This is a genomic window from Achromobacter spanius (assembly GCF_029637605.1).
In the GTDB taxonomy this organism is placed as follows: Bacteria; Pseudomonadota; Gammaproteobacteria; order Burkholderiales; family Burkholderiaceae_B; genus Achromobacter; species Achromobacter spanius_E.
Genome location: NZ_CP121261.1, coordinates 1,504,508 through 1,530,584 on the forward strand (window position 1 = coordinate 1,504,508; position 26,077 = coordinate 1,530,584).

The 26,077-nt window shown below is 64.7% G+C and carries 12 protein-coding genes and 1 pseudogene; 8 read left to right on the forward strand and 5 right to left on the reverse strand.

What is annotated here, in order from left to right:
- Window positions 1–42: 42 nt before the first annotated feature.
- The 6 genes from P8T11_RS06605 (at window position 43) to P8T11_RS06630 (ending at window position 6,442) form a co-directional block, all read left to right on the forward strand.
- Window positions 43–1,518, forward strand: coding sequence for an efflux transporter outer membrane subunit (locus P8T11_RS06605; RefSeq protein ID WP_268077698.1), 1,476 nt, complete (start codon window positions 43–45; stop codon window positions 1,516–1,518).
- A 210-nt stretch (window positions 1,519–1,728) separates the two neighbouring features.
- Window positions 1,729–2,457 carry a DNA-binding response regulator gene (locus P8T11_RS06610; protein ID WP_268077697.1) on the forward strand — a complete coding sequence of 243 codons (729 nt, stop codon included), beginning with the start codon at window positions 1,729–1,731 and terminating at the stop codon, window positions 2,455–2,457.
- Between the two features lie 115 nt (window positions 2,458–2,572).
- Entirely contained in the window at window positions 2,573–3,055 is a 483-nt protein-coding gene (locus P8T11_RS06615; protein WP_268077696.1) for a YbaK/prolyl-tRNA synthetase associated domain-containing protein, read from the forward strand.
- A gap of 32 nt (window positions 3,056–3,087) precedes the next feature.
- Complete coding sequence (locus P8T11_RS06620; RefSeq protein ID WP_268077695.1) at window positions 3,088–5,094, forward strand: FUSC family protein; 2,007 nt, start codon at window positions 3,088–3,090, stop codon at window positions 5,092–5,094.
- Between the two features lie 3 nt (window positions 5,095–5,097).
- Entirely contained in the window at window positions 5,098–5,868 is a 771-nt protein-coding gene (locus tag P8T11_RS06625; RefSeq protein WP_268077693.1) for an NRDE family protein, read from the forward strand.
- A gap of 139 nt (window positions 5,869–6,007) precedes the next feature.
- Window positions 6,008–6,442 carry a carboxypeptidase regulatory-like domain-containing protein gene (locus P8T11_RS06630; RefSeq protein WP_268077692.1) on the forward strand — a complete coding sequence of 145 codons (435 nt, stop codon included), beginning with the start codon at window positions 6,008–6,010 and terminating at the stop codon, window positions 6,440–6,442.
- A gap of 60 nt (window positions 6,443–6,502) precedes the next feature.
- Here the strand turns inward: P8T11_RS06630 and P8T11_RS06635 are convergent, their stop codons facing one another.
- Together P8T11_RS06635 and P8T11_RS06640 are read right to left on the reverse strand one after the other, a co-directional pair.
- Window positions 6,503–6,877, reverse strand: coding sequence for an MAPEG family protein (locus P8T11_RS06635; RefSeq protein ID WP_268077691.1), 375 nt, complete (start codon window positions 6,875–6,877; stop codon window positions 6,503–6,505).
- Window positions 6,878–6,995: 118 nt separating this feature from the next.
- Window positions 6,996–7,250 carry an integrase core domain-containing protein gene (locus tag P8T11_RS06640; RefSeq protein ID WP_347404746.1) on the reverse strand — a complete coding sequence of 85 codons (255 nt, stop codon included), beginning with the start codon at window positions 7,248–7,250 and terminating at the stop codon, window positions 6,996–6,998.
- Between the two features lie 82 nt (window positions 7,251–7,332).
- On the opposite strand from P8T11_RS06640, the pseudogene P8T11_RS06645 reads away from it, so the two are divergent.
- Window positions 7,333–8,527 (forward strand): annotated as a pseudogene (locus P8T11_RS06645) (IS256 family transposase).
- Window positions 8,528–9,265: 738 nt separating this feature from the next.
- On the opposite strand, the gene P8T11_RS06650 reads toward P8T11_RS06645, so the two are convergent.
- Window positions 9,266–9,421 (reverse strand): hypothetical protein, encoded by a 156-nt coding sequence (locus tag P8T11_RS06650; protein ID WP_268077690.1) that lies wholly within the window; start codon window positions 9,419–9,421, stop codon window positions 9,266–9,268.
- A gap of 260 nt (window positions 9,422–9,681) precedes the next feature.
- Here P8T11_RS06650 and P8T11_RS06655 point away from each other — a divergent pair, with 260 nt between their 5' ends.
- Window positions 9,682–10,227 (forward strand): RNA 2'-phosphotransferase, encoded by a 546-nt coding sequence (locus tag P8T11_RS06655; protein ID WP_268077689.1) that lies wholly within the window; start codon window positions 9,682–9,684, stop codon window positions 10,225–10,227.
- 445 nt (window positions 10,228–10,672) lie between these two features.
- Here P8T11_RS06655 and P8T11_RS06660 read toward each other — a convergent pair whose 3' ends face one another.
- Both P8T11_RS06660 and P8T11_RS06665 read right to left on the reverse strand, forming a co-directional pair.
- The gene (locus tag P8T11_RS06660; RefSeq protein ID WP_278072165.1) at window positions 10,673–25,711 is read right to left on the reverse strand and encodes a hemagglutinin repeat-containing protein; all 15,039 of its coding nucleotides are present in this window, start codon (window positions 25,709–25,711) and stop codon (window positions 10,673–10,675) included.
- Window positions 25,708–26,046 (reverse strand): hypothetical protein, encoded by a 339-nt coding sequence (locus tag P8T11_RS06665; protein ID WP_268077687.1) that lies wholly within the window; start codon window positions 26,044–26,046, stop codon window positions 25,708–25,710. Before P8T11_RS06665 ends, P8T11_RS06660 begins: the two co-directional genes overlap by 4 nt.
- Between the last annotated feature and the right edge of the window lie 31 nt (window positions 26,047–26,077).

The following is a 26,077-nucleotide window of genomic DNA, read 5'->3' on the forward strand; positions in this document are numbered from 1 at the left end:
ATGCCACGCTCTGCCTTATCGCCTATTTTTTCTTGCGCCGCAATGCTGGCGATCGGCCTGCCAGCCCTGATCACGGGCTGCGCGGTCGGGCCCGACTTCAAGGCACCCCCAGCGCCAGACGCCACGTCCTACACGGCGCACGACGACGACGCCATGCCCCCTGGCGCGCAGCGCTTGCAAGCCGGCGTCGACATTCCCGCGCAATGGTGGCGGCTGTTCCAGTCCGACGCGCTGGATCAACCGGTCCGCCAGGCGCTGGAAGCCAGCCCTACGCTTGCCCAGGCGCGCGCCAAGCTGCGCCAGGCCAGCGAAGACCTGAACGCCGAAGCGGGCGGCCGCCTGTTGCCGTCGGTGGACCTCGATCTGTCCGCCAAGCGGCAGAAGGTGGATCCCTCCGCCTACGGCGTGCCGGTAGCGGAATTGCCGCCGCCGTTCACGCTCTACAACGCCTCGATCAATGTGTCCTACACGCTGGACGTGTTCGGCGGCAACCGACGGGCGCTGGAAGGCATGGCGGCGCAGGTGGACTATCAGGCGCACGAATTGCAGGCAGCGCGCATGTCGCTGGCCGCCAATGTGGTCACGGCGTCCATCCGCCAGGCCGACCTGTCTGAACGGCTGGCCGCCACCCGCGACCTGCTGGCCACGCAAGTGCGCCAGCAAGACATCATGCGGCAACGCGTGGCGGCGGGCGGCATTGCAGAGGCCGACCTGAGCAACCAGGAACTGCTGGTGGCCCAGACCCGCGCCACGCTGCCACCGCTGGAAAAGCAGTTGTCGGAAACCACGCATCAGTTGGCGGTGTACCTTGGCCTGCCGCCCGCCGCGCTGCGCACGCCGCCCCTGCGCCTGGCCGACCTGCATCTGCCCGCCGACATTCCCACCGGTGTACCGTCCGCGCTGACGCGCCAGCGCCCCGACATCCTGGCCGCCGAGGCGCTGTGGCGCCAGGCATCCGCCGACGTGGGCGTGGCCACCGCCAACCAGTACCCGCAGTTCACGCTCACGGCCAGTTTTGGCTCGCAGCGCACGCGCGCGGGCGACTTGTCCGACGGTGTAAACGTGTGGAGCTTGGGACTGGGGCTGGTGCAACCGCTGTTTCATGGCGGCGAGCTACGCGCGCGCAAGCGTTCCGCCGAAGCGGCCTACGAGGCTGCGGCGGCCGCCTACCAGCAAACGGTGCTGGACGGATTCCGCCAGGTTGCCGACGCCCTGCGCGCGGTACAAACCGATGCCGACAGCTACGCCGCCTATGACGACGCCTGGCGCCGCGCCAAGGACGCCGAACGCATCGCGCAGGGCCGTTACCAGGCAGGCGGCATCAGCCACCAAAGCCTGCTGGACAGCCAACGGCAGCTATTGCAGACGCGGATTGCGCGCACCGAGGCGGATGCGGCCCGCTACGGCGACACCGCGGCGTTGTTGCAAGCCCTGGGCGGCGGCTGGTGGAACGAGCCCGCAGCCCCGCCGGCGGCAACGCAATCCAGCGTGTCTGCCCCCCTGACCGCGAGGCCCTGACGGGACCCGGCGTTCAACCGCGTGTCAGGGTTGACGCCGCGGCCGGCGAATTCAAACATTGTTCGGTTACCACCCGAAAATTCACGGCGATAGGCCGCCTGCAATCATGTCTGAGAATTCGGGTACGAAAGTGTCGTTGAGCGGGGTAAGGGAAACCGCCGATTCGTAGCATCATGCAAGCGCTCAAGCTGCAAAGATCACTACGATTTCATGAATGACCTACTAGACCTGATCGTCTTCTCACCCGATCCCGACCAACGCGTGCGCCGCAGCGACGCACTGGCCGAGATGGGATTCTCGCCACGCCGGTGCGAGGACTCCAATGGCCTGTTCCGCCTGTTCCAGGCGCGCCGCACGCCATTGCTTGTGATGGAGGCCGAACTAACGGATCTCTGCATGGCCGTCGCAGGTCTGCGCGCCATGGACACCACCGCGGGCATCATCGCCGTGTCCAACTTTGATTCGCCCGAAAACCGCATCCTGGGCCTGCATTGCGGCGCCGACGCCTGCTTTCAGCATGACGTGGCCACCGCGGAAATCGCCGCCGCCTTGCAAGCCCTGGTACGCCGCGTGCCCGCCACGGGCCGCCGTCCCGCCATGCCCGAGCCCGATCCACGTGCCGCCACCCTGCCACCGGCAGCGGAAGCCACGGGCAAATGGCAGTTCCACGACGCCGCCTGGACCTTGGTCAGCCCGCAAGGTACGCGCGTGTCGCTGACGTTGGCCGAACGCGAATTCCTGCTGAAGCTGACCACTTCGGCCGACAAGCGCCTGCCGCGCGGCGATGCGTCCGGCTCCGACGCGCAGATCGGCCGGGAATCGGTCCGCCGCAACGATGTCGTGGTCAGCCGGCTACGACGCAAGGCGCAGGACCTGAACGTGGAGTTGCCGATCCGCACCGTCTGGGGTTGGGGCTACGCCTTCACTGGCGACATCTGACGGCGGCTGGCGGGCGTATCATGCGTAGCGGGACCGACGTCAGCCATCCGACAGCCACGTCCGGCCCCCGTTTGTTCGCATCCCCCTCCTTGGTTTCTACGCTGCCGCCACCGATATGAAAGTCTTCGAACGCCTGCAAGCGCTGCTTGCCCAGCACCACGCGCGCCACCGCCTGATCAACCATCCCGCCGCCGGCCGTTCGGTGGAAGTGGCCGCCATCCGTGGCACCGAAGTCAGCCAGGGCGCCAAGGCACTGGTTTGCCGCGTGAAGATCTCGTCGAACGTGCGCAAGCACGTGCTGGCCGTTTTCCCCGCCGACAAGCAGGCCGACCTGGACGCCATCGCGCGCGCCGCGGGCGGCAAGAAGGCGTCGCTAGCCTCACAGGAACTGGCGCGCGAACTGACCGGCTGCGAAATCGGCGCCATCCCGCCGTTCTCTTTCAACCCCGACCTGCACCTGCTGGTGGACCCCAGCCTGCGCACGCGCCACGATGAAATCGTGTTCAACGCGGGGCGGCTGGATGCGTCCATCCTGCTGAACACGGAAGACTATTTCCGGCTGGCGGCGCCCGATGAAGCGCCGCTGATCAAGGCCTGACCCCACCCCGCCGCCCCAGCACCCCTGCCACCATGACGCCCGCCGTGTTCCGCTCCAAGATCGCACGCGGCGCCAACATGCGCTGGCTGATGAACCTGGCGCACATGGAGCCGTCACCCGTCAGCCCCTGGGTGGCGGCGCGGGCTGCGCTGGCCATCGGCTTGCCGACGGCCGTAGGTCTGGCGCTTGAGCAAAGCGGCCCCGCCGCGCTGGTCGCGCTAGGCGCGCTGCCGGCCATCACCGGCGACAACGGAGGCCCTTACCGCAACCGGGCGCTGTCCATCGGCTGCGCCGTGTTCGGCAGCGCGCTGGGCTATTTGCTGGGCAACCTGGTGGCCGGACACGGGCTGTGGACGGCGGCCGCCATGACCGTGCTGGTGCTCGTCGCCAGTCTGGTGGGCACCTTCAACAACATCGCGGCGGTCGCCACGCTGCAATTCGCGGTGTACGTCATCGTGGGTTCCAGCCTGACGTCCACCCTGCCGCCCTGGCTGCCTTCGGTGCTGGTGGGCATGGGCGGGCTGTTTGGCCTGGCGCTGACGCTGGTGGGCTGGGTCGTACACCCGATTGCCCCCGAACGCGCCGCCGTCGCGCAGGCCTACCGCAAGCTGGCCACCCTGCTCGCCGCGATCGGCACATCGCGCACCATGGTGGCCCGGCGCGACATGGAAGCGGCGATGACCACCGCCTACGACACGGTGTTGGCGGCCCGTGGACGCGCGGCCGGGCCGTCTCCGCGCCTGGCTCGCCTGGCGGCGCAACTTCAGGCCTGCACGCCGCTGGCCAATACCGCGCTGGCGCTGGCCCGCGCCGGCCGTGTCCTGCCGCCGGCCTGCGCGCGCGTCATGAACCATCTGGCCGACAGGGTGGAACATGATCAAGTCCCCGCCCCCGGCGACGACATTGCGGCCTTGCGCCACGCCGGCATGCCGCAACTGGCGGATGCGCTGGCGCAGGCCGAGCCCTTGCTGACCGGCGCCAGCACGCCCGAGGCGAACCCCGAGGCCCCGCTTGCGCCGGTGCGCCCGCGCACGCCATGGCGGGTGCTTGCACGCACCTACCGCCCCGGTCCAACCACCGTGCGCTACCTGATCCGGCTGGGCCTGTGTCTGGTCGCCGCCGAGGCTGTGGCGCTAGCCGCGTCGCTGCCGCGTTCGTACTGGGTGCCCTTGATTGTGGTGGTGATCTTCAAGCCCAACTTCGGCTCGGTATTCGCGCGGGCGCTGCAAAGCTGCGGCGGCAGCGTGGTGGGCGTGGCCATCAGCGCCACCGTGCTCGCGGTGGACCAGAACGGCATCGCCAGCGTGCTGACGGTGGCGGCGCTGGCGGCCTTGCTGCCTTGGTCCATCCGCCGCAATTACGGGCTGTTTTCCGCCCTTCTGGTGCCGATCCTGGTGTTGCTGATCGGCGCCTTGCAGCCCGGCACCTGGACCATCGCGCTGGCGCGCCTGCTGGATGTGGGCGTGGCGGCCGGCATCGTGCTGCTGGTGGGTTACCTGCCGTGGATCCGCATCGAGCGCAACAACCTGGACCACGCCGTCGCCACCTCGATGGACACGCTGGCCGCTTACGTCAACACCGTGTTCCAGGAGGCCCCCGCCAAGCGCCACGTCCTGCGCGCCCGCGCCTATGCAAGCCTGTCGGACTTGCGCATCGCGTTGCAGCGCGGCCTGTCGGAGCCGCGTTTGGTCAGCCGCCGCGCGCTGGCCTGGTGGCCGGTGGAAGTGGCGCTGGAGCGCGTGGCCAACGCCGTGTCGGATACGGCCTGGTCGCTGCCTGCCGACCAGCCCATTCCCAGCGCCGCCGAGGTCGGGCAACTGGCGCACGCCTTGCATGCCTTGAGCGTCGCGGTGACGGAAGGCGCGGCCCCGCCTGTTGCGGCCATCGCCACCCCCTCGGCAGCACTGGCCGACGTGGCCGCCGAAATAGAAAACTTGCGCGCTGTGCTGGCCGGCCCGGACTTTGCCATCGCGCCCCTCGCCGCCTTGCCCAAGCGCCGCTCCACCCATCCCCTTACCCCTCCACCCCACCAGGTCTGAACCATGTGTCTTGCCGTATTGGCCCTGCACGCCTTGCCGGGCATTCCCGTCCTGATCGCCGCCAACCGCGACGAATTCCACGCGCGCCCCACGCATCCGGCCGCACAATGGGCCGATGCGCCCGGCCTGTACGCGGGCCGCGACGGCCTGGCCGGCGGCACCTGGATGGGCGTGACGGCGCAAGGACGCTTTGCGCTGGTCACCAACTTCCGAGAACCCGGCAGGCACCTGGACCCCGCCCCGTCGCGCGGCGCGCTGGTTGAGGACTATCTGCGCGGCGAAGACTCGCCGCAAGCGTACCTGGCCCGCGCGCATGAATCGGATCAGGCGTACAACGGGTTCAACCTGATCGTGGGCGATACCCACCAGGCCTGGTACCTGAGCAACCGCGATGGCCCGCCGCGCCTGCTGGCGCCGGGCATCTACGCCCTGTCCAACCATTTGCTGGACACGCCCTGGCCCAAGCTTGCCCGTACCAAGACGGCGTTTACCGAGGTGCTGGGGCGTACCCCGCAACCCGACCTGCCCGCCTTGTTCGACGCGCTGGCGGACCGGCAGACCGCCACCGACGAGGACATGCCCGCCACCGGTCTGCCCCCTGACCGTGAAAGACTGTTGAGCAGCCCGTTCATCGTCAGCCCCGACTACGGCACCCGCGCCTCCAGCGTGCTGGTGCTGCGCGAGGGCGGCGCGGGCCAATTGGACGAACGGCGCTTTGCGCCCGACGGCACGGTCAGCGGTGAAAGCCGGCTGGCGTTTTCCTGGCAAGCCTGAACGCACGGGGATATGCTGGGCGGCACGGCGTCCGGAAAGGCCGGGAGCGGAAACAATCGGTTGATCTCCGAGACGCGCTGCTGCGAACTCCGTGCCGTCGGCCGGGTCGAAGCTCAATCATCCACGTCTGGAGAATCAGATGAACAAACGCATTGAACGCTGCACCCTATCCGCCATGATGGCCTTGGGCAGCATGGCCATTGCTGGCGTGCTGTCCACCGCGCAAGCGGCCTTGCCGCCGGTCAAGCACCAGGGCTCGGTGCAGTACGTCAGCGGCGGCATCGGCATCGATGAATCCGAAGCCATGAAAGCCGCCGCGAAAGACTATCCGCTGGCGCTGACTTTCGCGGCACAGCGCGATGGCAAGGCCGACTATGTAGCCAGCGTCGCCGTCACCATCCACGACGCGCAAGGCAAGGAAGTCTTGAAGGCGACGTCCGAAGGCCCTTACATGCTGGTCAAGCTGCCCGCCGGCAGCTACAAGGTGTCGGCTACGTTTGAGGGCAAGGCGCAGGAACGCGCAGTGACCGTGCAAGGCACCGGCACCGCGCGCGCGGTTTTTGAGTGGAAGTAACGCTGGGGGGATTCCCAGAGTGTTGACCCCAGGGTTCCGATGCCCAGGGGTTTGCATTTCTTAGACGCCTGAAAACAGGATGGCGATCACAAAGCCCACGCTGATCGCCCAGACCAGCGATCGCAACGCGCCCCAGCCCGCCACGTACATAGCCAGATAGCCCAGCCGCACGCCCAACCAGCACGCCATCAAGGTGGCTACATGGGCGGGCGACGCCTGCGTATACAGCGCAAACAACACCGCCGCGTAGAAGAACGGCAGCGCTTCAAAGGCATTGATCTGCGCCGCGTTGGCGCGCGCGCGCCATCCTTCCTGTCGAGCAAGCCATGCGCGAGGGTCGTTGTTGTCGAACTTATTGCCCCCCGCCTTGGCGATGATTGTCGACACCAACGGCAACAGCGCCGCTGCCAACATCAACCACGCAATCATTTTCATGTGAACTCCTGGTGCGCAAGATAAGGCGGCTCGCGTTTGGCGCCGCTGCGGCAGCGGTCACCTGAAGGCGGAAGAAGTGAAAAACCTGGCACATTGAACTGACCCGTAAGCAACCCTGTCAAGAAGGCATTGGTTGATAGACGCTCGGAGCAAGGGTTATCCAGGGCACGAAGTGCACTGGCGGGAGGCCGCCCAGCGACCGGGGCGGGCGGTATGGGTTGTGATTGACCAACCATCGGTCGGTAAACGCTTGAACTTGGCTGAGGTTGGCGAACAGGTGCGCATCGAGCACCTCGGTACGATCAATGCGATTGAAGCGCTCGATAAAGGCGTTCTGATTTGACTTGCCAGGCTGGATATAGCGGATCGAAATGCATTTTTCGACTGCCCATTCGGGAAAAGGGGCCTGTCAGTAATTTCGTGTTCAAGGCATAACATGCGTCCAAGGAGCATTTATGCCACGCAACCCGAAGTCCAAGCTGGCGGATCTGCCGGCTATTCGCCCTGAGCTGTTGGCGTCGTTCGGTGAGGGCCCGATGACGGCCGAAGCGATCAACGCCGCCTCCCTGGCCTTCAAGAAGGCCCTGATCGAGCGCGCGCTCAGCGGTGAGATGAACCATCACCTGGGCTACCCCAGCGGTGCCGCCAAGCCCGCCGATGTCGCCAACCAGCGCAACGGCAAGGGCGCCAAGACGGTGCTCACCGGGGAAGGCCCTGTGCGTATCGAGGTGCCGCGCGACCGCGACGGCAGCTTCACGCCGCTGCTTATCCCGAAGCACGAGCGGCGTTTCACGGGCTTTGACGACAAGATTGTTGCCATGTACGCCCGAGGCATGACGGTGCGCGAGATCCACGGATTTTTGCTGGAGCAATACGCCACCGAGGTCTCGCCCGAGTTCATCAGCTCGGTGACCGATGAGGTCATGGCCGAGGTCACTGCCAGTCAAGGTCCGCGAGGACGCCGTCGTACGCAACAAGGCCATCTACCTGGCGCTGGGCGTGTTGCCAGACGGATCGAGGGAGATCCTGGGCCTTTGGATCGAAGGCACCGAAGGCGCCAAGTTCTGGATGAAGGTCTTCAACGATCTGAAGACGCGAGGCGTGGGAGATATCCTGATCGCCGTGACCGACGGCCTGAAAAGCATGCCCGAGGCCCTGGGCGCAGTGTTCCCCGCGACCACGCTGCAAACCTGCATCGTGCACCTGATCCGCAACAGCCTCGATTACGCCACCTGGAAGGACCGCAAGGCGCTTGCCGCGGCGATCCGGCCCATCTACACGGCCGCGAGTGCTGAGGCGGCCCAGGCCGAGCTCGATGCCTTTTCTGAAGGCCCATGGGGTCAGAAATTCCCGACGATCCGCGCCGCGTGGCGCAGCGCCTGGGATCGCGTGATTCCCTTCTTCGCATTTCCGCCGGAAGTGCGCCGGGTGATCTATACGACCAACGCCATCGAGAGCATCAATGCCCAGTTGCGCAAGATTATCAAGACCCGCGGGCACTTCCCATCTGACGACGACGCCACCAAGCTCATCTGGCTGGCCCTGCGCAATATCACCGCAGACTGGGGACGGCCTGCTCGCGACTGGAAGCAGGCCATGAACCAATTCGCTATCCTCTATGAGGATCGGTTTATCAGACCTTCCGTGTAAGTCTTAACCCCGCCTTGAACACGGAATTCTGACACCCCCGGGAAAGGCCTCGGAGATCCTCTCCGGGCCTTTATCCAGGCGTATTGCGTCAGGGGTCCATCGTTGATCAAGCGGCCCAAGACCACAACGAGGGGTGCTAAAGGGATGGACACCTGAGTACTTGATCTTCCATAGACAATACGCGGCGTTGCTGACAGACCCTGAATGCGCGTGGCGACTTCAAAACCAACAAAAGCCTAAGCTAATTGTCCGGCGGCAGCCTCTGCGCAACAGCGCAAATCAAGTTCCGCTCTGCCTGTGTAGGTGAGCGCATCACAAACAGAAAGGTCTGCCTTGCTGATCCTGACCTTTCTGCACCATCTAAATCACCGCTACTTCAATAACTTAACCGCCTGACTCAATAGAGACATGAACTCTTCAAGTTCAAAACTCCACTTCCCGCCTTCAGCAGGTGGGTATATTTCTATTTCCAAGGGTCTATCAGGCTCGCGGGATACTTCAGCTAGCTGGTCAGTTCCCAACCATATTTCGAACACAGAATTTTCCCAATCTGGAGGGCTACTAATCAAAGAGGATAAATGTGTCATGGTTTCGGTAGCACCAACAGGCCGATGAATTTTCCACTGGCTTCATAGCGAAGCCCCCTACCATCCGGAGCAACGATATCCATCACTTTTCCGAATCTTCCTGTGTACTTGTAGGTAACGGTTGACGCGGGATTTGTGAGAATATCATCAGCTATTTTTTGGCCTTGAGCATTGATTTCGGAAGGACTGCCTTTGACGCTAGGAAATGCACTACCTTCTCGACTGCCATGCTGCGACCCGCGGCCAGGTCAGAGCCGGCCACGACGATGTTGTATTGATCTGCCTTGCCCGCCGCGATGATCGCCATGTCTCGGTCAGACTACGATTTTTCTTCAATCGGTTTAGTCGCCTGACGAAGGGCATAAGACTGGCACTATGCATGCCCTAATCATCGCCAACGGAACCTTTTTATCTCGCCTCGCTCCACAGGAATTGGCTCAAATTTAATTTCCCTGTAAATCCGTTGGAAACCTAGGGATATGATTACGCTTTTCAGCCGTCGGGAACCAGCTAAAAAACGTCGCTTGAAACATTAAATCCAAAAAAATCGACAAATGCAGGACGATCATGAATAACAAGCAACTGACCGAAACAAGCAAATTTCTAAGTTTTATTTTGCGCCATGAACCTCAAACAATCGGATTGCAACTCGATGCGGAAGGCTGGACAGACATCAACTCTTTGATTGTCGGCGCAGCGAAAGAGGGCCGCGTACTTGACCAGGCAATAATTCAGGCAGTAGTAAATAACAGCAATAAGAAACGTTTTACTCTCTCCGTCGATGGCTTGCGCATTCGAGCCGCACAGGGACATTCAGCACCAAACGTAAACCTCCCACACATAGAGAAAGAGCCGCCAAAACTCCTCTATCATGGCACTGCAACACGCTTTCTTGAATCTGTCCTTCAGCAAGGATTGATTGCAGGCTCACGCCACCATGTGCATTTATCCCAAGAAATTCTCACGGCTATCGCTGTCGGGCAGCGCTACGGCAAACCCGTAGTTCTGAGGATTGAATCCCAGCTGATGTACCAACAGGGGTTTAAATTTTTTCAAGCCGAAAATAGTGTTTGGCTAACTGACACAGTTCCCGCTAATTTCATTTCAAAATAAAATCAACTACGCGATAATTCATTGGATAAAAACACATCTACGGCAAGCACATGAAAAGCAAGATTTTCTGACAAAAACTGTATACTGAAATGCCTCAACTTCGCCGGGTCGTGACTCGACACGGAACGCCATGCCTTCGAATTCTCTCTTACCAATTCGGAATCTATAAACTCGGTCAAATTTCCCAACCTAAAATCGTTTGGATCACCATCAAACTCAAAAATAGCGCCTCCCGGGAATGGCTCCCGAATAAAGCATCGCACAGACCTGAACACAATCTCCCGTCTTAAAGCAAGTGCGACCTCTTCGCCATTAACCACAATCTCCTTCTCATACTCAATCTCAAGTATCACGTCCGAGCCCACGGAGCGAAAAGACACTCTTGACTCACCATAACCTGGCAGCCACTCATATGGATCTAGTATTAATTTTGGCTGACGTATTTTCATGGACGCACCGACTTTAGTTGCTCTGCGCCTGTCGGCGGCAATTTGTTATTTTTTAACTGATCTGTTGCCAAATCATTGAATGTCTTACCTGGATAAGCCTCAACACCTGTCTGATTTCGCCCAAACCACTCACTTCTAGGGATAGCAGCCTGCTCAAGCGCGGTAGAAGTTCGCGTATTTAAAATAAGGCGAGTCCCATTTATATCAACATAATCAACGGGAAGCTGATTCGGCTTAACTTTCCCGTCTCTCAAAGCATCGGCCAGGTCATCAACTGTCTTGATCGGTTTGCCAGCCAACTGTGAGTATAGCCTTTGCCCATCCTCACTGAAGGATCGGTCAGATTTAATTTTATTTTGAGCGAAATTTGCTTTTAATAGTGCCCCTCTCTCTGCATTGGCAAGGGCACCTGATCCTTTTGCACCCTTTATCGATCCAGCCACCGCACTCGCAGCCGCCACTAGCCTTGCAGCCGTCTCTGTACTCACACCATATCTTTTTTGCAGATCGGCGGCGATTTCGGTATGGAGCGCCAAACTGACTGCTTCCGCATGCTGCAAAAAGTATATGGCAACATCATTCTTGAGGGCCGCAGGAAGATTCGTGCCAGTTAACTTATCTAGTTCCTCACGATACTCCGTCACTTGCTCGACAAATTCACCATAGCGTTCCCGGCAGAGGTTCGGGTCTGCCGCACACACGGCGATCATGGTTTCTTGGTTTTCGATGCTGAGTTTTCGGTACTTCTCCTGGACTTCGTCGCAATTGCCAAGTGCTTCGCAAGTGGATGCTTCTGCTGCGAATCGCTTCAACTCAGACAAGGTGAGGGCGTTATTGGTCAGCTCCGTGACAGCCGCGATGGTGCTAGTGGTGGCATCCACCGAAATTATTTCGGACATGCCGGCCACAACACTGGCGACCAAATTGCCTCGCGCTTCACGCTCCTCTGCGGATAGGTCGTCCCCCGCAGCCATTCCTATCAGCTTGGCAAGGACAGAACTCGCTGCAGCGCCCAAAGCACCGGCCGAACAATTGCCGCCGCTCGCCGCCGCACCAGCGCACCCCACAACTCCATGCAGAAGGGCGCGCGCAGCCTCCGAATCAGCTCCATCACCCAAGGAATCGGCGAGCTTCTTAACTCGCGACGCCCCTAAGCCCTGTAGATAATTCACTGCGGCCGCCTGGACGAAGCCACCAGCACTGCCGGTCACATTACCGGCTGCAGCCGCTGAAATCGCGCTCACGATGCGGCGGTACGAACCCGAAGGACCCCACTCACTATCCAGCTTCTCCGCAGCGGCAGCGGCCTGGGCACGCTCAGCCTGGGACAATGTCTCATCCTTGGCTCGCGCTTTTAAGGCCTCGATCTCCCGCGCCCGATTCACCAAAAACTGCCCCACCTGCCGGCCAGCTTCCCCCACGATCTCGAAGCCGGCCCGAATCTCCTTCTCGTTAAAAATCGGATCAAGGCTGTTCAACGTATCCTTGGTGTCGCGGTTCAGTCCGGCGATCACCTCGGCCGCCGTCTGCCCTGTCTGCGCCTTCTGCCCCGCCTCGTCGCGAATGACGACCGTTCCGCCGCTGATACCACTGAGCGTGGTGGAGTTGGACTGGCCGCTGGCGCCCATGACGACGGGCAAGCCCATGCTGATGCCGTTAGCGCTGGCCAGCTTCGAGTTCGGCGTCGCCTTGCTTCCGCCTGCGACCTCCCCCTTGCCGTCGGTGCCGATGTTGCTCTGGTCCTTGTCGCCGTCCTTCCCGCCGCTTTTACCGTCATCCTTGCCGCCGCCGAAGCTCACGCCCCCGCCCAACTGAATGGATTGCCCTTCGTAGCTGGCGCGGTTTTCGACGTCGCGGCTAGTCAGGGTGCCGGTGGTCAGGACGTTCTTGCCATCGGCAACCGCCTTGTCGCTGCTGGCAATGACGCCACCCATCAGTCCGGTATTCTTCGCCACATCAATCTGGAAGCCACCGTCGCCTGCCCACAGGCCCGTCTGCTCCGTGACGCTGGCGTACTGGCTGTTGATCTTGCTGTGGCCGTAGTTGCCGCTGACCGAACTGGCGCCGTAGCACAGGGGCGGTATGCACAGGCTTACCTGCACGCCCACGCTGCGGTCGCGCGCGGCGTAGTGGCTGATGTCCTGCAGGCTTTCGACAACAAGGTTGCCGCCTACCGTCGCCATAATCCGGTCGGCGCTGGCTTGCGCGCCGCGCAAGACCGTGTCGCCGCCGGAGTTCATGGTCAGGTTGCCGCCGGCCTGGACATGGGTGTTGTTCCACTTCGTATCCCGGCCATCGCCTTTGTTCTTGCTACCGCCTGCCGCCAGGTTGATGCTGACGCCGTTCTGGGTTCCACCGATCGAAAAACCCACCCCGACACTGGCGTTGCTGCTCTTGCCGTCAGTCTTCTGGCTGGCGGTATTCTGCTGGGCGGTAAGTAGGATGTCGCCCTGTGCGTTCAGCAGGATGTTGCGGCCCGCGGCCAGGTCGGAGCCCGCCACGACGATGTTGGATTGATCTGCCTTGCCCGCCGCGATGATCGTCAGGTCGCGGCCGGCCGCGATGGCCGCGCCGCTTGCTGTGCTGCTTTGCCCACTGCGGGTCTGGCTGGCGCTGCTGGCGCCGACATCGACGTTGATGTTGATGCCGCCGACCTTCGAGGGATCTTTAGCCACCGCATCGTAGGCGTTCTTGGCAGCCAGCCCCGCCGCGACCGCAGCGATTGCCTGCAGGCGGCCATTGTTGGTCTCTTGCGCCGCCTCGCGCATGCGGTTGGTGCTTTGCACGGCGCTGACAACAGGATTGCTGGCGCTGACGGTGACGCCGACCTGGCTGGTCTCCTGAAACTGGCGATACACGCTGGTGTCGAAGCTGCCGTCGATCGTGACCGCCTGCCCGCCCATCAGGACGTCTCGGCCCGCGCGGATGCCGCTACCGCGCACAAGCACATCTTCCTTGGCGACAATAGAAACGTCGCCCAGATGGCTGGTGACGGTGCTGCCAGCCGCGCTTGGCGTGCTGCTGCGCTCATCCAGGCTGCCGCTGCTGCTGCGAACTCCAACACTGAAGCCGCTGCCTTCGCGCCCCAGATCGCCCACCGTCTTGTTGCTGTAGCTTCTGCCTTGATCGCGCGTCGCGTTGCCCGTATCGACGGTGATCGATCCGCGATTGGCCAAGAGGCCCACGTTGTCGATGGCGTCGATAGCCGAGCCGGCGATACGGATATCGCCATCGCGGCTGTTCAGGTGGACGCTATTGCCAGTGATAAGCGAGGACGTCTGCCCCGTGCCCGAGGACAGCTCATTGGACTTCGCCGATTCGCCGCCGTAGGGGAACATCTTGACCCCACTGGAGTTCGGGCCGCCATCGATTGCCCGTCCGATGTCGCCCAGGCTCATGCCGCCCAACTCGAAGCTGGTGCTCTTGCTCGACTCCTCGCTGGTCTTGGTCTGACGGTTGTCGGAGCCGACAACGGAGATACTGCGCTGGGCGTCCAGCACGACACCGCCCTGGGCGCGCAGGCTGGACCCGGAAATCAGGACGTCGCCATCCCGTGCACGGCCCGAGGCATCGCGCGAGCCGTTGCCGGTGGCACGGATCATGACATCGCCCACGGCGCTAAGCGACGAGCCACTGCTGACCAGGCTAGACGAATCGAACGAGCCGCTGCTCTTGCTGCCGCTGTGCGAGAACGACACACCGGGCATTGTGGCCCCGCTGTGGGCAAGCTCTTGCGCCTTGGCTTTGGTGGTGCTGGCAGTGGCCAGGTTTTTGAAGGTATCCATCAGCGTGCTGACGGCGGACACGCCAAAGCTGCTTTCCTTCAGCGAGTATTCGCTGTGGGTGTTTTCGACGTCGCGGCCCGCCACGATGGCGACGTTCTGGGCCTGGATATCGATGTTGCCCGTATTGCCGGCGGTATCGCCCGAGGCCTTGCCCGCGACCACATCGCTGCCCGCGATCAGTACGTTTCGTCCCGCCGTCATGATGACGTCGCCGCCCGTGGTACCCAGAAGACTACGTGCGTCGCTCTGCGTCATGCCATCGACGGTCTGCAGCGATCGAGCATCGCTGCTTTTGTACGAGATCCCCAGACCTCTGGCGGAAATGCCGCTTTTCTTCACGCGCTTGTAATTGCTTTCCGCGTAAGTGTTCGTGCCGGCCGTCACCGACAAGTCGCGGCCGGCATCGACGATAAGATCTCCGCTGGCAAGGGCCTGCGACGCATTCAGCGAAACGTCCCGGCCAGCCTGAAATACGACCTTATCGCCAGTGAAAGTCGAACCCTTGGCCTGCTCCCAATCCGTCGAATTGATGATGTGCGTGGTCTTCGACGACAAGAAACCGCGCTTTTTATAGTGAAGTTCGTCGTACGCCGAACCGGACTCCACGCCGGCCGTCAGATTGATGTCGCGACCGGCGCCCACGGCCAACTTTTTGTCGGCGGTGACATCAGCCGCACGCGCGTTCACGTCTTGCCCCGCGATCAGCGTCAGGTTGCCGCCTGCGGCAATCGACGAACCGATCTCTTTGCTGGTGCTCAGGTCGTGGCGGTTTTTCTTGTTGATGACGATCGACTCGTCGTGGCGTTCCGTCAGGGTGGCCAGATTGATGTCGCGGCCGGCTTGCAACCCGGCGTTGCGCTCGGCGTTGACTTGCGCGGCGGTCAGGTTGATGTCGCGACCGGCTCGCATGTTCAGGTCACCCGCGTCCACGCGGGCCACGCCCGTGACGTGCGAACCCCAGGTGCTGCCGAAGTTCTCGGACGCCGCCGTCGAGGTCAAGGCGATGTCGCGCCCCGCCTTCAGCGTGACGGCATCACCCAAGATCCGCGAGGCGAGGTTGGTCAGGTTGGTGCGCGCGGAAAGATCCACGGTGGCGCCCTGGACCAGGCCGCCGGCCTGGTTGACGATGTTGGACGCGCTCATGACGGTGGCATGGCGCGCGCCGATCGTGCCGCTGTTGTCGATATTGCCATCGGCGACGAGCTTGACGTCGCGCCCGGCCATCAAGGTGCCGTCGCCTTTCAAGTCGTTCTTGCGGACCAGCAGGTAGACCTTGGGCACCAGCACCGTCTCGGCACTGCCGTCGGGCAGGGTGACCGTCTGCGCCACCAGCCAGACCAGATCGGTCTTGAGCTGGCGTTGTTGCGCGTCGGTCAACGCCACGCCCACCTGCACGTTGTGGTCTCGAGCGAATTGCGCGCCCGCGGCCAGCAAGGCCTTGTACTGGCTGTCGTTGTCGCCAAAGCGTTCCAGGAAGCGCTGGCCGGTGGTGGCCAGGATCTGGTCGGATACGAGTTTTTGCTCGTAGAAGCCGTCACCCAAACGCTTGGGTTGACCCGATGGCGTCAGGAACCTGGCGCCCTTGGGCACCAGGGTGTCCCAACCTGCCAGCCGCGCGCTGGACAGCGTCTTGCCGCCTTGCACGTCGTGGCCGGCGATGGTGCTGCCGCTGCCCAGGGCAGCGCCATGTACCGAAGAGGCCGCTGGGGCGTCCAGCCGTTGCGCGTCCCCGCCGGAGCCGGCGCCCACAGCGGGGCCTGCCGCCGCTTGCGGCGTGACGGTGCCGGCGCTGATGGCGGCTTGGACCAGGCTTGCGTCGGCGGGTTGGTCGACGCGCGGGCCGGTGAGCCCGCCGCCCGCGCCTGCTCCACCTGCGATGGAGGTATCCGGCAGCGCGCCCGGCTGGCGCAACAGCTCGAACAGATAGTCGCTGGACACGGTCGGCCGTTGGCCGATGAAGCGCGGGTCGGTCGCAACGAGGTAAGGCGCGTCGGGCCGCTGGTTTACCGCAAAAAGCTGGCTGTCTGGAATGCTGGCCGGGTTGGAGACGGTGCGCACGACCGTGCCGCCGGGCAGGTCCAGGCTGGCGACCAACACGGGGCCCGGTGTGCCGACACCGGTGGGGCCGGGCGCCGATCCGCCTAGCGTGACGTTGGTGTATCCGCCCGAGGTCCCGACGGGCAGTTCAATGCCCTGCGCCGCCAGCTTGGCGGTGTACGGAACCGAGGTTTCATAGCGATAACTGGAGCGCGGCTGCGAAAGCGTGGCCCTGCCCTCGCGCGTGATGGTGCGCTGACCGCTGGCGCCAACGTTATGGATGGCCGGGCCCGCCACACTCAGCGCGCCGCCGGCGGCGATCTGGCTTTTGTCGTTAGTGACCGTGCCAGCCAGCGTCATGGCGCCGCCCGACAGGATCTTGCCCGGGTCCGACGACAGCGTGCGGGTCTCGGTGACCGTTTCGTTGACCTGGTAATAGGTCAGCGAGCCGACCAGGCGGTTGTTGAAATCAGCGTTGAATTCGCGAATGCGGGCGTTCAGTTCCAGGTGCGGTGTTTTGTACGCGGCATAGGCCGCTTCATAGGCTTTGCGGCGCGCGGCTTCCGCCACGCAGGCCGGGCGGTTGCCAATGCACGGGGATGCAGGAGGAACCCAAATCGGAAGCGTGCCCGTGGGCGGGGTAACGCCGAAGACGGCCCATATGCGGGCGTCCGAGGCATAGAGGAATTTTTCCGGCTCGTCCCAGCAGGGACCGCCCGCGTCTCCGCCGCTACAACCGCTATTGGCGGGGGTATAAGTCGGGGCTATAGGCGAACTCACGCGCGCCTTGCGCTTTCCGCCCGGCGTGTAGTCGAACGGCGGGCCATACCGCGCCTGCGGATATTTGGCCGACGGCAGCAGGAACATGCGTTCGGGGTCGTCGTTTAGCCACGCCGGGTCCTTGCTGCACATCGGCGTGACTTCGTCGCACAGCCAGTTTGTCTCGGCGTCGTACATATCCGTGCTGCCGGCCGGGGTGAAGTACACCTTGGCCTGGGACGACACCTGCACGGTCTGGCTGGCGTAGTTGGCGTTATGGTTGTGCAGCGACGCCGCCGAGATACGGGCGTTGCCCGCCGCTTCGATGGTGGCGCCGGAGTTCAACAGAGACGCCGCCTGACCCACGGCATTGCCGCCGGCATCCAGCTCCCCGCCGATGGCGAGGTCTGCCCCGGCATAGATCAGCGCTTGCGCGCGATTCACCAGCGTAGCCACGCCCAAATCCATGGCGCCCCGAGACGCGATGACGGCACCGCCACCCGTACCGGCGCGGTTCACCAGCGTATGGGCCAGGATCGCGACCTTGTCGCCGTAGATGCGGGCCAGATTATCCACGCTGCCCGCGTTGATGCGCGTGACCGCGCCATCGATCAGGCCGGCGTTGATCAGGCCGTGCGCGACGGTGATGGTATTGGCGCCGCCCGCCAGAAGCTGACCGGTGGCGTGGTTGGTGAGCGAGTTCGCCTTGATGTTCAGGTCGCGCCCGGCGCTGATGGTTGCGCTGTTGTCCAGCGCGCCACCCACGGACAGGTTCATGTCGCGGCCACTGGACAGGTCGCCCGGCTGGTTCAGCGCGCCCGCATAGTGAAAGCTCAGGTCGCCCGCGGATTGCAGCGCGCCCAAGCCATGCAGCACGTGCGCGATGACTGTGAGGCTGTTGCCGCCCAGCAGCTTGCCCTGGCCGTTCTTCAGCGTATCCGCCACGATGTGGGCGTTGCCTTGGGCGGCTACCTCGCCGCCCTGGTTGTCGAGTTCGCGGGTGGTCAGGGTCAGGTTGTGGCCCGCCTGGATGGAGCCGCCCTGGTTGTTGACGCGGTCCGCCACGATGGTGACCACTTTGCCCAACACGCCCTGGGGTGCCGACTTTGCTGCCCCCAGCGTCGCGCTGTTGTCCAGCGTGGCCGAGGTCAGCGTCAAGGCGTTATCGGCCTGGATCAAGCCACTGTGGTTATCCACCGCGCCGCTGGCGTTGATGACAAGATTGCCGCCCGCCAGCGTGCCCGCGCGGTTGATGACCGTTGCGGCATCGACTCGCATGTCACCCGCCGCGGCGATCAGCCCTTCGGCGTTGTTGAGTTCGCCGCTTAGAGCCAGACGGGCGTCGCCCGTCGAGGTGAGTTTGCCTGCCTGATTGCGCAGATTGGCGGCCGAGATGTCCAAGCCGCCGCCTTGTACGACGGCGTGGCGTGTGTCGATGTCGCCTGGCGTGCCTAGCTTGACGTTGCCCACGGCCGAGAGCGTGCCGTGCGTCAGGTCCAGGCCGCCAGCGGTAAGGCTCAGGTCCTTGCCCGCAAGGCTGGTGCCGGGGTGGACGATGGTGCCGGCCGCAAGCGTCAGGCTGCCCGGCTGCTTGAGCGCGCCGTCACCATCCACGCCTGCCACGAGACGGCCGGCGTTGCTCAGCAACCCCGGCGTGGTGGCGAGCAGATCGCCTCCCGCCAGGACCGAACCCGGGTTCAGCAAGGTCTTGCCCGCGCGCACGCTAGCGTCTTCCTGGGCGGAAACCACGCCAGCGTTGGCCAGCGCACCACCCGCCTGCAAATCCAGGCCTCGGTTTGATTGAAGACGGCCCTCGGCCGCGACGGCCAGGTCACCCGCCGCGCGAGCCGTCAGGTCGCCCGCCTGGGTGGCGGCGATGCCGCCGAGCGTGGCATCGGTGCCTGCACGCAACGCCATGCCCTGGCCCGCTGCCAGCGAACCCTGCGTGCGCAGTGCCGCGCCGGCCTTGGCCGTCAGCGTGCCGCTGGCCTGCACGGTTGATGCCGCGCCCAATGCCAGGTCGCCCCGCTGCGAGGTCAACGTCAGGTTGCCGTTCAGCGCGGCAACCGTGCCGTCCACCGTCAAGTCGGTGCCAGCGATCAGCGCTTGCGACTGCCCGGCCAACAGGCGACCTGCGGCAAGCAAGGCGCCTTGCGCGGTGGCGGCAAGCGTGCCGCCTGCTTGCGCAAGACCGGTTGCCGCAACGCTCAGGTCGCGTCCGGTCAAGGTCAGGTTGGCGTCGGATGCGGCGGTGCCGTTTATGCGCAAGTCACGCGCGGCGGCCAATGCCATATCGGCCACCGAACTCAGGGCACCCGTGGCGTTCAGGTCGCGACCGGCACGCGCGGTCAGTGTGCCCGCGGCCTGGACCTGTGCACCTTGCTTGACGGTCAAATCGTGTTGCGCCGTGATCAGTGCATCGCCTGCCGCGCGCTCGCCCAACGCTGCCACCACGCCGCCCAATCGGGCGCTTGCGCCCGCAGCCAGCGTGAGGCCGCCGCCCGCAGCAATGGCGCCGTCGGAATCCAGGTCCGCGCCCGCGCTTGCAGCGAGGTTGTCAGAGGCTTGCATCCGGCCGGCGGCGCCCACTTGCAGATTGGCGCCGGCGTCGGCTTGCAAGCTACCCGCCAGGGCGGTCGCGATGCCGTCGATGTTGATGTCGCGGGTCGCCTTCAAGGCGATGGGTGAGCCGGCGGTGACGATGCCCGTATCCGTGATGGACAGATCGCGGCCGGCCTGCGCGTGTAGCGTGCCGCCCGAGGCGGCACTGGCGCTCCTGGCGCTCTGAGTGCCCGCTCCCTGAGTGCCCGCGCTCTGAGTATCCGCTCCTTGAGTGCCCGCTCCCCGAGTGCCCGCGCCCTCTGCGGTGCCGGCCGTGCCGGCGATGCGCAGGTCTTGGCCGGCGCTCATCAGCAACTTGCCGCTGCCTTGGGCCAGCGCATTTTCAGCCACCGCCAGATTTCTGCCGGCATCGATTGCGAGCGCTCCGTTGGCGACTGTCTTACCAGTCAGTTCAGCGTCCTTGCCCGCCGTCAGCACGATGTCCGTTTCGCTGGAAACACTGCCCGCTGCAAGCAGCTTGCCGCCCGCCCGTGCATCCAGTTTTCCCCCGGCTTGCAGCGCGCTTGCGCCGCCCAGCGTCATGTCACCGCCACTGCTGGCGACAAGTGCGTCCTTGTCGGCCAGCACGGTGCCCTCGACCGTCAGGTCGTTTTGCACCTGCACCTGCGCCGATTGTCCGGCAACAAGCATGCCGGCAAGCGTTGCGGTGTCCGCGTTGACAGCAATCGCGCCGTCGGCCTGCAGGCGCGAGTCCGCCCGCGCCGTCAATACGCCGCCCACGTTTGCACTGAGTGCTCCCGTCGCCAGCGTCTGCCCGGCCACCGTCATGTTGGCGGCCGCATCCAGGACCAGATCGGCAAGGGACGACATCGTGCCCGCCGCCATCAGCGATGCGCCCGCGCGCGCCAGCAAGGCGCCGCCCGCAAAGGCCTGGCTGTCAGACGACAGCGTCAGGTCTTGTCCGGCAATCAACTGCAACGGCCCCTTGGCCGATGCCGCCGTGCCCGTCATGGCCAGCGCGCCGCCAGCCTGGATGGACGTGCCCCGGTCGCCGCGCACGGCGCCCGCGACCGTTGCGTCGCCCAAAGCGTGGATTTGCGTCTTCTTGGACGCCTCCAACTGCCCGGCCGCACCGACCCTGATGTTGTTGCCCGCGTTGAGATTCAGCGAGCCATCCACGCCCACCTTGCCGGTAACTCCGGCATCGCGCTCAGCGCGCAGTAGCGCATCGCCTTTGGATACCAGCACGCCGTGGACCGCAAGATCGCGCCCCGACTGCCCCTGGACGTTCATCCCTTGCAACTGGCTGCCCACGCCCAGCAGCAGATCGTTGCCGCTCTTCAGGTCCAGCGTGCCACCTTCGGCCAGCGCGTTGCCCTCCACGCGCAGGTCGCGCACGGCAGCCAGCGCCATGCCGCGCTCGGACAAGGCCGTGCCTGCAATGGTCAGGTCCTGGCCCGCGTTCAGCGCCATCGCGCCGTCGGACTGCAGATGCGAACCGCTTGCCGTGGTCAAGGACTGACCCGCTTGCACGTCCAGCGCGCCTGCGGCGTAAAGCTGGTTGCTGATGCTGGCATTGCGCGCGGCCTGCAACGTCAATGCCTTCAACGAGCTGACCGTACCCGCCACGTGCAGGTCGCCATCGGTCTTGGCCCGCAGGGGTCCTGCTGCCGCCATGCGCGCCAAGGCGCCCACGGACAGGTCACCGCCCGCGCTCAGGTCCAGTCCGCCAACGCTGGCGGTCAGTGCGCCGTCCACCGTCAACGCACCCACCGCGGCCAGCGTCATATCGCCATTGCCGCGCCACGCGCCGGACAAGCGCATAGCGTTACCGGCTGCTGCCCGCGACGCGCCTTCTGCTTCCCACTGCGCCGCCTTGCTCATGTTGAGATCGCGCGCGGCAACGAGAGACACGTCGCCGCTTGCCAGCGCGGTGCTGTCAACGCGCGCATCACGGCCCGCGGCCAGTTCGATACCGCCGCGTGACCCCATCGTGCCTGCCGCGTAGAGATCGCTGCCCGCCGTTGCCGAGATGCCCTCGCCTTGCGTACGGCTGGACTCGCCCAGCCGCAGCGCCTTGCCCGCGTTCAGCGCCAGTGCGCCGTCATAGGCCCGCGCGGCGCCATCTATGCGCAGGTCGTCGCCGGCGTCCAGCGTGATGCCTGCGTTGGCTTGCGCCTCGCCCGCCAAGAACAAGTCTTGGCCGGCCTGTAGCGTCATCGTGGCTTCTGATTGCAGGTGCGCCTCGGCGCTCGCCACGATTTTTCCGAACGCCTTGAGCGACAGCGGGCCGCTCGCCAACAGCTTGCCGTCCACTATGGCGTCATGTGCAGCTTGTGCCGTCAGCCCCGCCAACGACGACACCGTTCCCGCCGCGTTCAGCGCGCCCCCGGTGCGTAACGCCAGCGGCCCGGCCGCCTGCACACGGCCGCGGGCGCCGATGGACAGGTCACTGCCCGAACCCAGGTTCAAGGCCCCCCGCACCGCTTCAGCCGCACCGGTGATGTCCAGCTTGCTGGCCGCATTCACCTGTGCGCCAAGATTGCTGCGCAAGCTGCCCGCCAGCGTGATATCGCTGTCGCTCGACAAGGCCGCGCTGCCGGTCGCCTCGAAGGTGCCGGTGACATAGGCCGCATCCGCCGCCCGCAGCGTCAAGTCCCCATCGGCGCCAAGCTTGCCGCCCAGCATCGCGCGATTGCCCGCTGTCAGCACCGCCGCGCCCACAGCGGATACTTCGCCGCTGGTGTAAAGGTCACGCGACGCAGCAACGGCAACGCCCAAACCTTGGACTTGGCTGGTTTCGCCCAAGCGCAGATCGTTGCGGCTGTTCAGATTCAGCGCGCCACCATGTGCCAGCGCTGATCCGTCCACATTCAAGTCGCGCGCCGCGTCGATCGCGATAGCGCCATCGCTCACGGCCGACCCCGCAAGTTTGGCGTCCTGCCCTGCGCTCAGCGTCATGTTCTTGGCCGATTGCAGTCGCGCGGCTCGCGCTCGGTGCCCAGGCCCTGGCCCGCGCGCTAGTGACAGCCTGTCGCCGGACAACAGTTGGCCACCGACGTTGATGTCGCGCGCAGCTGTCAGTGTTTGCGCGTCTTTGCTGGACAACGCCCCATCTACCGTCAACGCGCCGCCGCTCTTGCCCTGTAATGCGCCACCCGCCACTGCCTTGCCCTGCTTGCCGACCGACAGTTCTTTGCCTGCCAGCATATCCAGCCCGCCTTGCGCGACAGAGATTTCGCCGTCCAGGCGCAATGCGCCCTTGGCTCCAATGCGGTTGCCTTCGTTGCTGCGCAGCGCGCCGGCAATCAGGATGTCTTGTCCCGCCAAGATGTCCGCGCTGCGTTCCGCCTCCACGCGCGCGCCCTGGGCCAGGGTGACGTTGCCCGCGCTTTGCAGATCCAGTTTTCCCGTCGCTTGCGCTTGGCCGCCGACCAAGGTGTCGCGACCCGCCGCCAAGACCATATCTCCACGCGAAGCCATCGCGCCGTCAGCGATAAAATCGCCACCTGCCTGCGCGGACACGCCGTCGCCTTGGGTGCGGCTGGCCTTGCCCAGTTGCAAGGTATTGCCCGCGGTCAACGCCAACGCGCCCGCGTAAGCGTGCGCCGCGCCATCGATGCGCAGGTCGCGCCCGGCATTCAGCATCAGACCCGCATTGGTTTGCGCCTCGCCCGCCAGGGACAAGTCTTTGCCGGCAAGCAGCGTCATTGCCCCTTCTGATTGCAGCCGCGCATTCGCGCCCGCCTTCACCTGGCCGTCGGCCTGAAGCAACAGAGACCCACCCGCCAACAATTTGCCGTCGACCTTGGCGTCACGCGCGGCCTGTGCACTCAGCGCCGCCATGGAAGACACCGTACCGGCCGCGTTCAACGCACCTTCCGTGCGCAGCACTACCGGGCCGCCGGCCTGCACACTGCCGCCAGCACCAATCGACAGATCGCCGCCCGACGCCAGCGTCACTGCGCCCCGCGCGGCATCCGCCGCACCGACAACGCCCAGCGTGCCCGCCGCCCGCACGTCCACGCCTTGATTGCCGCTCAGGGTGCCCGCCAACAAGGCATTGCCGCCTGCCTTCAGGTCGACGCTAGTCTCGGACACCATGTCGCCGCCCGTGCGCACATCGCCACCGGCGTTCACCACGATGCGCTTGCCCTGCGCCTTGCTGGCCTGACCCAAGCGCAGATCGCTTCCGCTGTTCAGGTCAAGCGCACCACCGTAGGCCAGCGCGCTGCCATCCATGCGCAGATGGCGCCCCGCATCGATCGACAGGGCGCCATCCGTCAATGCCACGCCGGCGAGACTGGCGTTACCGCCCGCGCGCATCGTCAAGCCCTGGGCCGATTGCAGATGCGCGCCGGCGTCAGAAGCCAAGTCCGCGCCAGCCTGCATCAGCAGGTTGCCGGACGTGTATACCTGGCGCGGCAGCACCAGGTTGCGTCCCGCTTCCAGCGTGACGCCTGCCTTGGCGGAGACGACGCCGGGCGACACCGATCCGCCGCCTGCCTGCGTTCCGGCAGCCGTGCTTGCTGCCGATGAACTGCCTCCTGCGCCGCCAGCACTGCCGCCACTTCCACTGTTTCCACTGCCGTCTCCAGCGCTGCCGCCAGTGCCGCCACTGTTTCCGCTGCCGCCCCCTGCGCCACCGCCATTACCGGCCACGCCCCCGTTGCCAGTACCCGCGCCGGGCTGCGTCACCGAAGCCTGCACGCCCGCCACCTTCAGATTGCGGCTGGCAAGCGCCTTGATGTCCTGATCAGCCGTCAACAAATGGCCCGACAGAGCCAAGTCCCGGCCCGCGACGACGGCCAGCGCGCCCTGGGTGCGCAGACTGCCTTGCGCGCCGACGGTGACATCCTTGCCGCCCCGCACGCTTAAGGGCCCGCCGGCCCCCACCGCGCCCTGGATGCTGGCATCGCGCCCCGCGATCAATGTTGTTGCGCCCGCGGCCTGCGCCGTGCCCTGCACGGCAAGATCCCGGCCGCTTGCCATGCGCACCGCGCCCGCTGCCTGCGCGGTGCCGCTGGGCGTGATGCGCAGGTCTCCCGCCGCGTCAACGTGCAAGTCGCCAGTCAGCGCCACCAGGTTGCCACCGATGTTCACGCCCACGCCGGCCTCGGTACCAATCAGCCTGATGCTGTTTGCGTACATACCACCGAGCGCGGCCGTGTCCAGCGCCACGTCGGGCTTGGCGCCTTGCCCGACTTGGGCGGACACCGCACCCGTGCCGTAGTCGACGCGCGCGGCGCCGGCCGTGACGTTAAGCCTGTCGGCCCAGACGCCCGCATTGATTTCCAGCGTGCGGGCAAGCAGATCCACCTGGCTCAGGTTGGCGCCGTACAAGCCGTCGCCCTCAACGCGAAGCTTGCCCGATGCAATGTCAAAGCCGATACGGCCATCGGCCCCGATCTGCGGCCGGCCGGTCGTCAACGTCGCGCGGTCGGCATTCAAGAAGCCGCAGCCATTGCAGGTGATGCCGGCGGGGTTGGCGACGATGATGTTTGCCCGGTTGCCGGCCACCTCCAGGGTGCCCAGCAATTGCGACGGGTTCGGCGCCGTGACCTGGTTGAGGATGGTGGTGGCACGCTGGTTGCCCAACATGATGTTGCCCGCCACCTGGCCGGCCAACTGCGTCTGGCTGGCGCCGCCGCTGTTGTTGAGCACCGCGCCGGACGGGCCCACGTTGAATTGCGTGTAGCGGTTGTTCGACACCCCGCCCGCCGAGGGCGGCGCGATGTTGATGACAGGCACCCCGTTGGTGACGCCCACGGCAGGCTTCGCGCCGACAACGCTCTTGTCCACCGTGATCGGCAAGGTCTGCGCCAGCACCGGCGACCAGACCTGCAAGAAAACGACGGACCAGACAATCATCGAACGAAGCTTGGACATCATGCGTACCCGGTAACGTAGGGGTCGGCCTGCGTGCCACGCACGCCTGCTCCGATATCCAGCACCGCGCGCCCTATGTAATGGCAATGCCCAAGGCTGAAGCAAGGCGTTTCGGTCGGGAGGTCCAGCTTGGCTTGACTGGGCCCGGCGCGCGAGGACATGACGCCAGAACGCTCTGCCGAGCGGGCGCGCTGAATGTCCAGCGCTTGCTCCAGCCGGCGTTCGATCTCGGTGGGAAGCACCGCCGCTTCGGGCAAGCCTAGAGCGAAAGGTATGGTCGGTAAGGCTCCCGCCACCAACAGGCTTGCGATAAGACGCCAGCGCCAAAGAGGATTCATAACGGGTCGGCGCCCGCAGCGTGTGCGCGGA